Here is an 11,267-nt window from a genome sequence, read left to right on the forward strand (position 1 = left end):
CCTCAGACCCCTCTTCACCTCTGCCGCGTGCGGGGGCGGGTTGGGGTGGGGGTGTCGCCGCGAGTCGGAAGGGTCATTATGTGGAGAGAGCCCCCACCCGCCACGCGCTGCGCGCGTCATAGCCGAAGCTTTGCTTCGGCGTCCTTCAAGGACGGCCGCCAAAGGCGGCCTATGCTCCCCCGCAAGCGGCAGAGGTGAAGAGGGGTCTGAGGCGCTCCGCATCGTCACGGCATCTGGCTCATGTCGTGCAGCGGCATCATGTTGATGTTGAGGTGATGCATGACCCACAGCGAGCCGGTCAGCGCGATCACCACCATGACCACGGTGAAGATCATCGCCATCATGGTCCAGCCGTTCTCGGACCGCGTGTTCATGTGCAGGAAGTACACCATGTGCACGACGATCTGCACCGCGGCGAGCACCAGCACGATCAGCGCGGTGACCTGCTTGTCGGCGATGGCACCCGTCATCACCAGCCAGAACGGCACCGCGGTGAGGACGACGGAGAGACCGAAGCCGATCAGATAACTCTGCAGCGAGCCATGGGATGCCCCGCCGTGAGCGTCGTGGCCGTGCCCGCCGGCGTTGGCTTCGAGAGCGTGAGCTTCTTTTGTCATCGCAGCATTCCCAGGAGATAGACGAAGGTGAAGACGCCGATCCAGACCACGTCGAGGAAGTGCCAGAACATCGAGAGGCACATCAGACGGCGCCGGTTGGCTTCGGTGAGGCCGAAGCGCGCGGTCTGCACCATCAGCGTCACCAGCCAGACCAGGCCGAAGGTGACGTGCAGGCCGTGGGTGCCGACCAGCGTGAAGAACGACGACAGGAAGGCGCTGCGCTGCGGCGTCGCGCTCTCATGGATCATATGCGAGAACTCGGTGAGCTCGATGCCGAGGAAGGCGAGGCCGAATAGCCCGGTGATTGCGAGCCAGGCTTGCGTCGCGCCGATCCTCGATTTCTCCATCGTCAGCATGGCGAAGCCATAGGTGATCGAGGAGAGCAGCAGCATCGTGGTGTTGAGCGCGACCAGCTTGAGGTCGAACAGATCCTTCGGCGATGGGCCGGCGGCATAGTTTCCGCCGAGCACGCCATAGGTCGCAAACAGCATCGCGAAGATGAGGCAATCGCTCATCAGGTAGATCCAGAAGCCCAGCATGGTGCTAGCGCCTTCCGGATGATCATGCTCGTCGATGACGTGGAAGACCGGCTCGGAGTCCTGTGTGGTTCTGATTGCAACGCTCATGTCTGGGCTCCCGCGGCGAGCACGCGTGTCCGCGCCTCTTCGGCCCGCACCACCTCATCCGCCGGGATGTGGAAGTCGCGGTGATAGTTGAAGGTGTGGCCGATCGCGACCGCCAGCAGCGCAACGAAGCTGACGGCGGCGAGCCACCAGATGTACCAGATCAGGCCGAACCCCATCACCGTCGCAAGTCCTGCGAGGATGATGCCGGTGCCGGTGTTGGACGGCATGTGGATCGGCTTGAAGCCGGTCAGCGGGCGCCTGTAGCCGCGGCGCTTCATGTCCCACCAGGCGTCGTTGTCGTAGACCACGGGCGTGAAGGCGAAGTTGTAGTCCGGCGGCGGCGAGGAGGTCGCCCATTCCAGCGTCCGCGCGTTCCAGGGATCGCCGGTGGTGTCCTTCAGCTGCTCGCGGCGCAGAATGCTGACCGCGAACTGCACCAGCATCGCGACGATGCCGAGCAGGATCAGGAATGCGCCGAAGCCCGCGATGATAAACCAGATCTGCAAGGACGGATCGTCGAACACGCGGAGCCTTCGGGTCACGCCCATCAGGCCGAGCACGTAGAGCGGCATGAAGGCGAAGTAGAAGCCCGAGACCCAGAACCAGAACGACAGCTTGCCCCAGAACGGATCGAGCCTGAAGCCGAACGCCTTCGGGAACCAGTAGTTGATGCCGGCGAACAGGCCGAACAGCACGCCGCCGATGATCACGTTGTGGAAATGCGCGATCAGGAACAGGCTGTTATGCAGCACGAAATCGGCCGGCGGCACCGCCAGCAGCACGCCGGTCATGCCGCCGATCACGAAGGTCAGCATGAATGCCACCGTCCACATCATCGGCAGCTCGAAGCGGATGCGGCCGCGATACATCGTGAACAGCCAGTTGAACATCTTCGCGCCCGTCGGGATCGAGATGATCATGGTGGTGATGCCGAAGAACGAGTTCACGCTGGCGCCGGAGCCCATCGTGAAGAAGTGGTGCAGCCAGACCAGGTAGGACAGGATGGTGATGACGACGGTGGCGTAGACCATCGAGGTGTAGCCGAATAGCCGCTTGCCGGAGAACGTCGCGGTCACCTCGGAGAAGATGCCGAACGCCGGCAGCACCAGGATGTAGACCTCGGGGTGGCCCCAGATCCAGATCAGGTTCACGTACATCATCGGGTTGCCGCCGAAGTCGTTCGTGAAGAAGTTGGTGCCGACGTAACGATCGAGCGACAGCAGCGCCAGCACCGCCGTCAGCACCGGGAAGGAGGCGACGATCAGGACGTTGGTGCAGAGTGAGGTCCAGGTGAACACCGGCATCTTCATCATCGTCATGCCCGGCGCGCGCAGCTTGACGATGGTGCAGATCAGGTTGATGCCCGATAGCGTCGTACCGACGCCGGCGACCTGCAGTCCCCATATGTAATAGTCGACGCCGACGTCGGGACTGTAGCCGATGTTCGACAGCGGCGGGTAGGCGAGCCACCCGGTGCGGGCGAATTCGCCGACGAACAGCGACATCATCACCAGCACGGCGCCGCCGACCGTCATCCAGAAGCTGAAATTGTTGAGGAACGGGAAGGAGACGTCGCGAGCACCGATCTGCAGCGGCACCACATAGTTCATCAGGCCGGTGACCAGCGGCATCGCCACGAAGAAGATCATGATCACGCCGTGCGCGGTGAAGATCTGGTCGTAGTGATGGGCCGGGAGGTAGCCGTCGGAGCCGTTGAATGCGATCGCCTGCTGCAGGCGCATCATCAGCGCGTCCGCGAAGCCGCGCAGCAGCATCACGATGCCGAGGATCATGTACATGATGCCGATGCGCTTGTGATCCACGGTGGTGAACCACTCGCGCCACAGATAGGTCCAGAGCCGGAAATAGGTGACGATCGCAAACAGCGCGAGGCCGCCGGTCGCCACCACGGCGAAGGTGCCGACCAGGATCGGCTCATGGAACGGCAGCGCTTCCAGATTGAGGCGGCCGAAGACCATCTTGACGAGATCGGGATTCATGCGGTCCTCCTCAGGACTCTGATTTCGGACGCTGGCCGAGCAGCAAGGATGTCGACGACGGATGCGCGGGCGAGAACGGCGGCCGCTTCAGCCCGAAGCCGCGTAGCGGCGTCAGGTCGAGCGGCGCGGTGACCTCGCGCGACGGCGCGTCCTTGATCTCGTCCATCGAGCAGATGCCGGCGACGAAGGTCGGCTCAGAGCCGAGCGGCGCGCCGCGGCGGGCGTATTTGTCGTAGGTCAGCGGCAGCGTGTTGTTGAGGCCTTCGCGGCCGAGGCCGCCCTTGGCGTCGATCGCCATCATCTCGCTCATGCACATCTTGCCGGGCTCGACGCACATGTTGAGGATCGCCTTGTAAAGATCGCGATCGACCGAGCGATAGAGCCGGACCGGATCGTTCTGGCTCGGACGCTCGAGCTGCAGATAGTCGGTGCGGCCGAGCATGCTGGCGCTGGCCTTGGCGCTGCCGACCCACTTGTCGAAATCCGTTGCCGACAGGCTCTTGAACTCGAAGTGCATGCCGGAGAAGCCAGCGCCGCTGTAATTGGCGGAGAAGCCGCGATAGGTACCTTCCTTGTTGGCGACCGCGTGCAGCTTGGTCTCCATGCCGGGCATGGCGTAGATCTGGCCGGCAAGCGCGGGGATGTAGAACGAGTTCATCACGGAGGACGCCGTGATGCGGAAGCGGATCGGGCGGTCGACCGGAGCTGCAAGCTCGTTGACGGCGGCGACGCCGTAGTCCGGGTAGATGAACAGCCACTTCCAGTCGAGCGCGACCACCTCGACATTGAGCGGGGCGTCCTTGCTCTCGATCGGCTTGTCGGCGGCGATGCGGCCGAGCGAGCGGTAGGGATCGAGCAGGTGCGTGCCCATCCAGGTCAGCGCACCGAGGCAGATGATGATCAGCAGCGGCGCCGACCAGATCACGAGCTCGAGCTGGGTGGAGTGATCCCACTCCGGCTCATAGGGGGCCGCGGCGTTGGACTGGCGGTAGCGCCAGGCGAAGAAGACGGTCAGCGCCATCACCGGAAGCACGATGATGAGCATCAGGACGGTCGAGATGACGACGAGGTCGCGCTGCTGGGCGGCGATGTCGCCGGCAGGGGCGAGGACGACGAAATCGCACCCGCCTAGGAGCGCCGCGAACGGCAATAAGGCCAATAATTTCAAGGCGCGCACGGCTCACCCCACTTGAATTTTATGAGTTCCGCCAAGGGGTAGCTGCGATGCAGCAAAGTTGACATTGGACAATTTGTCCAATGTTGCACTGCGAGATAGAGGATCAGAAGGTGAGGTGGACCGCGTGGCAAATTCCGCCCGTGGCCTCATCTCTTGCTTGAGCATGATCTCCGCGCAAACGCATTCCGCGTTTGTCGCGAGGGAAAACCGGTTTCCGCTATCCCGGATCATGCTCCAAAGGACGGTTCTCCGGCGATGGCACAAGCCCCAGCAATGGCTCACGGCACCCCGACCGCATCAGGTCACGCGCAGGCGAAGCCCGGCGATATCGCCATCGGCGTCATCATCGGACGCACGTCGGAATTCTTCGACTTCTTCGTCTATGCGATCGCCTCGGTCATCGTGTTTCCGAAGCTGGTGTTTCCGTTCGTCAATGAACTGACGGGCACGCTCTATTCGTTCGGCATCTTCGCGCTGGCCTTCGTCGCGCGACCGCTCGGCACCGTGATCTTCATGGCGGTCGACCGCCGCCACGGCAAGGGCGCCAAGCTCGTCATCGCGCTGTTCCTGCTCGGCACCGCCACGGTCGCGCTCGCCTTCCTGCCCGGCTACGACACGATCGGCGTCGCGGCGATCTGGCTGCTGGCCGCTGCGCGCGTGGTGCAGGGCATCGCCTGGGGCGGCGCCTGGGACGGCCTCGCCTCGCTGCTCGCGATGAATTCGCCGGCGCATCGCCGCGGCTGGTACGCGATGGTGCCGCAGCTCGGCGCGCCGCTCGGGCTGATCGTGGCCAGCGCGCTGTTCGCCTTCTTCGCCGGCAACCTCTCGGCGGATGATTTCTTCGACTGGGGCTGGCGCTATCCGTTCTTCGTCGCCTTCGCCATCAACGTGGTGGCGCTGTTCGCGCGGCTGCGCATGGTGGCGACGGATGAATATTCCGAGCTGTTCGAAAGCCGCGATCTCGAGCCGGCGCGGGTCGGCGAGACCGTCGCGCAGGAGGGCCGCAACATCCTGCTTGGCGCCTTCGCGCCGCTGGCGAGCTTTGCGCTGTTCCACATGGTCACGGTGTTTCCGCTGTCCTGGGTGTTCCTGTTCACCAAGGAAAGCCCGGTGCGCTTCCTCATCATCGAGATGATCGGCGCCATGGTCGGCGTCGTCGCGATCGTCGCCTCCGGCATGATCGCCGACCGCGTCGGCCGCAAGCCGCTGCTGCTGGGGTCTGCGGTCGCGATCGCGGTCTACAGCGGCTTTGCCCCGCAGCTGCTCGATGCCGGGGCGTTCGGCGAAACGGTGTACATGGTGCTCGGCTTCGTGCTGCTCGGCCTGTCGTTCGGCCAGTCATCGGGCGCGATCGCCTCGAGCTTCGCGCGCAACTATCGCTACACGGCCTCGGCGCTGACCTCGGATTTCGCCTGGCTGTTCGGTGCCGGCTTTGCGCCGCTGGCGGCGCTCTTGCTGGCGACGCATTTCGGCCTGATCTCGGCCGGTGCGTATCTGTTGTCGGGCGCGGTGTGGACGCTGCTGGCGCTGTGGCTGAGCGGATTGCGCGAAGCCGAGGCTTGAGCTCTTCTCCTTCCTCCTGAAAGGGGGAAGGTCGGGATGGGGGTCAGCCACCGGCTCCGCTGCAAGCGGAGAGAGCAGATCCCCACCCGCTTTGCTCTGGCGAGCAAAGCGACCTCCCCTTTTCAAGGGGAGGTGGGCTAGCGGAACAATCCGTCGACGCGGAACGAATAGCCCAGGCCGACGATGTAGTTCGGCGAGTTGCGGTTGAGTCCGAACGCGACATGGAAGTCGACCTGCTGGGTCGGCGTGATCTGGTACAGGCCGCCGGAGTTGATGAGCTGGGTCGGCCGCGCGCCGTCGGGATAGTCGCCGACATATTCGGTGAACATGCTGATCCGCTCGGTCAGCTTCTTCTCGATCACGAAGGTCGCCTCCGACATGTGTTGGCCGCTCAGCTCGGCGGGGCGGAAGAATTCGGTGAACATGCCGCTGACGCCCCAGCCGTCATGCAGCTCCCATGACCACGGCAATTGGATATAGGGCTGCGCGCCGCGCCCGGCGATTTCGGCCGCGCCCGTCGGCAGCGCGACGCCGGCCGTGATCGAGAGGTCGAGCTTCCGCGGCAGCGGGCTGATCTGCCATTTGATCCCCGGCGCGACGTCGAAAAAGCCCGAGGCGCCGGGCGACTTCACAGTGCCGATATAGCTCGGCAGGTCGATCAGCACTTCGAGGCAGGGGGCGATCCCGAGCCGCCAGCGGCTGTTGCTGCCGTCGATGCTGCGGCCACTGCTGCGGCCGGTCAGGTTGATGCCGTTCTCGTTCTGCAGGCTCCCGACCGGCACGACGATACTCGAATTGGTGACGTCGGGCCGGTCGGTCGCGATTTCGTCGCTCGGCTTGGGACAGCCGTCCGCGCGCGCGGCGGTGGCTGCTGCGAGTGTGAGCGCAGCAAGCACGCACCCGAGTTCGGCAAGTCGAGCGACGGCGCCGAACCGATTCTGAAACACTGGGGATGCTCCAATAGCCCGGCGCCGCTGCGGAGGTGGCAGCTTTCGATAGAGATCGGCGGCGCGCGGAGATATTCCCGGCTGGCTCAAAAATCTTCGTCAGTCGCCGGCCGCGCGAAGCGCACGGCATTTCAGGGAATAGAATGGCAGCATGGCTGCTCCTATTGTGGTGGCAAACAGGAGAGCCCCGGGAATGACCATTCGTTCGATCGCAGGCGTGCTGGCGCCGCGGCAAGCCAAAATTGCCGCGATGGCGGCGATCGCGATTCTGCTCGCCGGGAACAGCGCCCGTGCCGCGGGAGATGCGGCGCGCGGCGCCACGCTGTACCAGGGCTGCGGCGATTGCCATTCGATCGAGAAGAACGACGTCGGCCCGATGCACAGGGGCGTGGTGGGCCGGCTTGCCGGCTCCGTCGCGGGCTACAATTACTCGGAGGCGCTGAAGAATTCGAAGATCGTGTGGACCGAGGAGAATCTCGACAAATGGCTCACCGGTCCGGACGCCATGGTTCCGGGCACCAAGATGTTCTACGCAGTTCAGGATCCGAAGGACCGCGCCGACATCATTGCTTTCTTGAAGGAGAAGGCGAAGTAGAGCGCTCTCTGTCTGTCGTCCCTGCGAAAGCAGGGACCCATAACCACAGGAATATGTTGTTGGGACGCGCTGTGGCCCCAGCTTTTTTCAATCAATCGATAGCTGTGGTTATGGGTCCCGGCCTTCGCCGGGACGACAGCGGTAGTGAGGCGCGAGCGCGACGCCTCGCAGCCTCAATCCACCACGATCTTGACGCGGTCGCGCGGCTTCACCTGGGCATGGGCGTCGAGGCCGTTGAGCACGCGGAAGCGCTCGGCCGGGTGATCGACGCCGGACATGCGGTGCGACAGCGATTCCACGGTGTCGCCGGGCTGCACGTTGATGACCTTGATGCGCAGCGGCCGCGCGGCCTGGATCTCGTCGAGCGTCAGGCGGCGGAACGAATTGACGGTCTCGCGCGCGTTGCGCTCGCTCTCGGTGGACTTCTGCTTGGCGGCGAAGATGAAGCGGTAGACGTCGCTGCCGAAGCGCAGCGCGTAGACCTTGAACTGCCACTGGTCGCCATGCGCGGTGGCCGACGCCGCCGGAAAGCCGTTGATGTTGAGGTCCTCGGTCGAGGATTTCTCGACGCCTTCCATCCAGCCCGAATTCAGGTAGTCGCCGAGCGACTGCTCGGCCGGCACCCGCACCACGTCGAAGCGCATCGCCTGGCTGCCGCCCTCGCGCACGCCGATCACCGCCTGCGCGGTGTTGTCGAGCGTGAAATTGTCGGGCGCGGTGAAGGTGAAGCCGAGCTTGGGATGCAGGAAGCGGCGGCCGCGCACGAAGCCTTCGCTGGGATCCTCGCCATAGACGATGTTGTCGATCGCGGCGAGATAGGTCTCGCGGTCGCGCTCGTTGCTCTCGGGCGACGAGTATTGCCGCGCGGTGGTCTGCGCGTTGTTGATGCGCTCGGGCGTCGCCGGATGCGACGAGGTGAAGTCCTGCGCCCGTGGATCGAGCGCGGTCTTGCCGATCTTCAGCGCCGCATTGCGCTCCATCGCGGTCAGGAAGCGCGCCGCGCCGTAGGGATCGAAATGCGCGCGGGCGGCGATCCCGACGCCGATGCCGTCGGCCTCGAACTCCTGCTGGCGCGAGAAGCTCGCCATCGTCAGCTTTGTCTTGGCGAGCGCCAGCGCGGTGAGATCGGGATCGGTGCTCATGTCGGTGACGACGCGCGTCACCACCGCCGCCTGGCGGGCCTGGTCCTCGCGCATCGCCGCGTGCTTGGCCAGCACATGCGCCATCTCGTGGCTCAGCACCGAGGAGAGCTCGGAGGTGTCGCTGGCGAGCGCAATCAGACCGCGCGTGACATAGAGCTGGCCGGTCGGCAGCGCGAAAGCGTTAACCGCGCCGGAATTGAGGATCGTGACCTTGTAGGCCTGGTCGGGCCGTTCGGAGGCGGCGACCAGCCGCTCGACGGTCTTGCTGATCAGGCCCTCGAGCTTAGGGTCGTCATAGGCGCCGCCATAGGACGACAGGATGCGCTCATGCTCGCGTTCGCTCGTGGGCGTCTGCTGCACCACGCGGTTCGGCTTTACCGGCGCCGCCGCTGCCGTGGGCGTGGCCTGCTCGAACCGGCCGACATTGCCGCAGGCCGACAGCGTCAGGGCGGCGCAAACGAGCGCCGGCACAGCCGAAAGGCGGCGGCCAGTCCCATCTTCACGCCGTCCTGCGCGCTCAATCACGTCAAAAACTCACAAATTGTCCCGTAAAAAGACCGGGGCAGGGCCCCCGGGGGTTTCTTGAGTCCCCTGGGCCCCTAGTTCCCGCCGAGCACTTCAAGCTGCCCCACCCGGAGCAGTTCGATTCGCGGCCCACGTCGTGCTTCCACCCAGCCTCGTACACGAATCTTACGATTTTCCAGAGACTTGGGCGCAAGCCCGGCCGCCTCAAACGCAGGGACTATGCGCCTTGAAATAGTCGCAGCAAAGTCCTGAGTCCAGTTTCGACCGAAATTCAGGTAGGTCGTCGCGCCCGCCTGACGCACGGACAAAACCCTGCCCTCGACCACTGTAAAACGCCCGATCCCGGCCAAAATATCGGCGGAACTTTCGGCGTTTTTTATGACGGTGGCCTCGGCCCAGGTTCCCGATCGGGCGGCCCTTGCCTCGGCCTCGGCCGCCATCAGCGCCGTGGCGCAGTCCTTGTCCGCGACCTCGGATGACGCCACGGCGAGGCCCTGGCGCAGCAACTCGCTTTGAACGGGCTTCTCGCTGCCTTCGAGGAATGCGTAGGCCGGCTGCCGGCCGTAGCGGTCCGGCGTGTCGTCCTGTCCGCGCAGCGTCACCTCGCGGCCGACCAAAAGCGCCGTCAGTGCAGCGATGGCCTTCGTCTTGTCGGCCACCTCGATACCGGCGAGCTTGACCTCGCGGCCGTCGTCGAGCCGAAGGCTGCGCGCATCGACGACGGCTGCGACGCGACCCTCGCCCTGAATTTCGAAATTGCAGCCCGTCGCTTCGGCGCGTCCGATGCACGCGCCGATTGCGAGGACGCATGCTGTCATCATCACCGTCCGCGGACGGCGACGCCATGCTCTATCGCGTGGAGGCGTCATGCGGCACTCGTCACTCCGGCGCGCTCCGCTCGGAGCGTGGTCGCCAACAAGGACAGTCTGACGGAAAGATCGCTTCGGAGCCACCACAAGCGAAGCGAGATCGCATCGAGGGATGCCATCGTTGATTCGGTGGTCAATTTTTCTGCGGCGCTTCTTATCGCGTGCACGGGCGAGATTCGTGTTTCACATCAATGCGTGCCTGTCGCGGGACGAACTCGTCTTCACCGCCCCTCGTCGTGACGAAAATTGCCGTCCGATCGTGCGTCGAGCGGCCCTCACACGCGTCAACCTTACCCATTCATGATCTCAACTCCGTGCGCGGAATGAGAATTCGTTATTGTTGCCAATGACTTGCGGCGCAAGGTAACTATTCGGCAATTTTTTGAAAGGCGACCGATCGCGGTCGCTCACGCATATTGCCGAGGTCCTTGTGTCGAATCCCGTTGTTCTGACGCTGACGACCAGCGATCCGCTCCACGATTATCTCCAGCTCTACAACGCGATCTCGGCGATCAGCGTCGGCGGCGGCCTGGCAGCGGCCAACACCGACTACGTCATCAACTTCTCGACCTCCGGCAGCGCCCGCACATTGCAACTGCTCGACGATCTGCCTGCCATCAACCTGATGAGCGGCTCGACGCTCACTTTCGACGGAAACTCCGACTACAACAATCAACTCGGTGGCCAGGACAACAGCGACATCATCGATGCGCGCGGCTATCAAGGCTTCGTCGTCACATCAGGCACAGTGACGTTCAAGAATCTCACGATCGTCAATGCGGTTGCGAGCGGCGGCAATGGCGGGGTCGGCGGTGGCGGCGGCGGCGCGGGTCTCGGCGGCGGCCTGTTCGTCGGACGGAACGCCAACGTCACGCTGAACAATGTCAATTTCGGCAGCAACACGGCCAAGGGCGGCGATGGCGGCGTGGTCGATCCTGCCGGCGGCGGTGGCGGTGGTGGCGGCATCGGTGCCGATGGCGGCAGCGGCAATGGTGGCGGCGGTGGTGGCGGCGGCTTCGGTGGCCAAGACTATTACGGCTACCACGGCAGTGGCGGCAGTGGTTACAGCGAGGCGGGCTCCGACAGCCAGCATCCCTCGACCGGGGCGCAGACCGCGGGCGGCACACCGGCTGTCTCTTATACACATCTCCGAGCCCACGAGACTTAGGATATCATCGCGTATGCCGTCTTCGGCTTGAAAAGGGG

The 11,267-nt window shown here is 64.3% G+C and carries 10 protein-coding genes; 3 read left to right on the forward strand and 7 right to left on the reverse strand.

Annotated elements, in window-relative coordinates; genetic code table 11:
* Window positions 1-224 precede the first annotated feature (224 nt).
* From cyoD to cyoA, 4 genes are read right to left on the reverse strand one after another with little or no spacing between them, the layout of a single operon-like run.
* Window positions 225-617 (reverse strand): cytochrome o ubiquinol oxidase subunit IV, encoded by a 393-nt coding sequence (gene cyoD, locus PMN64_RS38960; RefSeq protein ID WP_253606110.1) that lies wholly within the window; start codon window positions 615-617, stop codon window positions 225-227.
* Window positions 614-1,243: a cytochrome o ubiquinol oxidase subunit III gene (cyoC, locus tag PMN64_RS38965; RefSeq protein WP_411784589.1), complete on the reverse strand. Its 630-nt coding sequence runs from the start codon at window positions 1,241-1,243 to the stop codon at window positions 614-616. Before cyoC ends, cyoD begins: the two co-directional genes overlap by 4 nt.
* Window positions 1,240-3,243, reverse strand: a complete 2,004-nt coding sequence (cyoB, locus tag PMN64_RS38970) for a cytochrome o ubiquinol oxidase subunit I (protein WP_411784590.1) — start codon at window positions 3,241-3,243, stop codon at window positions 1,240-1,242. The genes cyoC and cyoB overlap by 4 nt, the downstream gene beginning before the upstream one ends.
* A gap of 10 nt (window positions 3,244-3,253) precedes the next feature.
* On the reverse strand, window positions 3,254-4,420 hold the full coding sequence (gene cyoA / locus PMN64_RS38975) for a ubiquinol oxidase subunit II (protein ID WP_411784591.1): 1,167 nt from the start codon (window positions 4,418-4,420) through the stop codon (window positions 3,254-3,256).
* A gap of 273 nt (window positions 4,421-4,693) precedes the next feature.
* Here cyoA and PMN64_RS38980 point away from each other — a divergent pair, with 273 nt between their 5' ends.
* Window positions 4,694-5,983, forward strand: coding sequence for an MFS transporter (locus PMN64_RS38980; RefSeq protein ID WP_411784592.1), 1,290 nt, complete (start codon window positions 4,694-4,696; stop codon window positions 5,981-5,983).
* 137 nt (window positions 5,984-6,120) lie between these two features.
* Here the strand turns inward: PMN64_RS38980 and PMN64_RS38985 are convergent, their stop codons facing one another.
* Window positions 6,121-6,930: a transporter gene (locus PMN64_RS38985; protein WP_411784593.1), complete on the reverse strand. Its 810-nt coding sequence runs from the start codon at window positions 6,928-6,930 to the stop codon at window positions 6,121-6,123.
* A 193-nt stretch (window positions 6,931-7,123) separates the two neighbouring features.
* Between PMN64_RS38985 and PMN64_RS38990 the strand changes: the two genes are divergently transcribed.
* Window positions 7,124-7,525, forward strand: coding sequence for a c-type cytochrome (locus tag PMN64_RS38990; protein WP_411784594.1), 402 nt, complete (start codon window positions 7,124-7,126; stop codon window positions 7,523-7,525).
* Window positions 7,526-7,698: 173 nt separating this feature from the next.
* Here PMN64_RS38990 and PMN64_RS38995 read toward each other — a convergent pair whose 3' ends face one another.
* Together PMN64_RS38995 and PMN64_RS39000 are read right to left on the reverse strand one after the other, a co-directional pair.
* On the reverse strand, window positions 7,699-9,192 hold the full coding sequence (locus tag PMN64_RS38995) for a M48 family metalloprotease (RefSeq protein WP_411784595.1): 1,494 nt from the start codon (window positions 9,190-9,192) through the stop codon (window positions 7,699-7,701).
* Between the two features lie 74 nt (window positions 9,193-9,266).
* Window positions 9,267-10,013 carry a thermonuclease family protein gene (locus tag PMN64_RS39000; RefSeq protein ID WP_411784596.1) on the reverse strand — a complete coding sequence of 249 codons (747 nt, stop codon included), beginning with the start codon at window positions 10,011-10,013 and terminating at the stop codon, window positions 9,267-9,269.
* Window positions 10,014-10,491: 478 nt separating this feature from the next.
* Here PMN64_RS39000 and PMN64_RS39005 point away from each other — a divergent pair, with 478 nt between their 5' ends.
* Window positions 10,492-11,229 (forward strand): hypothetical protein, encoded by a 738-nt coding sequence (locus tag PMN64_RS39005; protein ID WP_411784597.1) that lies wholly within the window; start codon window positions 10,492-10,494, stop codon window positions 11,227-11,229.
* The last annotated feature ends 38 nt before the right edge of the window (window positions 11,230-11,267 follow it).

The sequence above is a fragment of the Bradyrhizobium sp. UFLA01-814 genome, assembly GCF_046718885.1.
Classification (GTDB): Bacteria; Pseudomonadota; Alphaproteobacteria; order Rhizobiales; family Xanthobacteraceae; genus Bradyrhizobium; species Bradyrhizobium elkanii.

Bases quoted from the DNA above. Each gene is read 5' to 3' on its own strand.
- cyoD (WP_253606110.1), bottom strand. From the start codon at position 617: ATGACAAAAGAAGCTCACGCTCTCGAAGCCAACGCCGGCGGGCACGGC.
- cyoC (WP_411784589.1), bottom strand. From the start codon at position 1,243: ATGAGCGTTGCAATCAGAACCACACAGGACTCCGAGCCGGTCTTCCAC.
- cyoB (WP_411784590.1), bottom strand. From the start codon at position 3,243: ATGAATCCCGATCTCGTCAAGATGGTCTTCGGCCGCCTCAATCTGGAA.
- PMN64_RS38980 (WP_411784592.1), top strand. From the start codon at position 4,694: ATGGCTCACGGCACCCCGACCGCATCAGGTCACGCGCAGGCGAAGCCC.
- PMN64_RS38990 (WP_411784594.1), top strand. From the start codon at position 7,124: ATGACCATTCGTTCGATCGCAGGCGTGCTGGCGCCGCGGCAAGCCAAA.
- PMN64_RS39000 (WP_411784596.1), bottom strand. From the start codon at position 10,013: ATGATGACAGCATGCGTCCTCGCAATCGGCGCGTGCATCGGACGCGCC.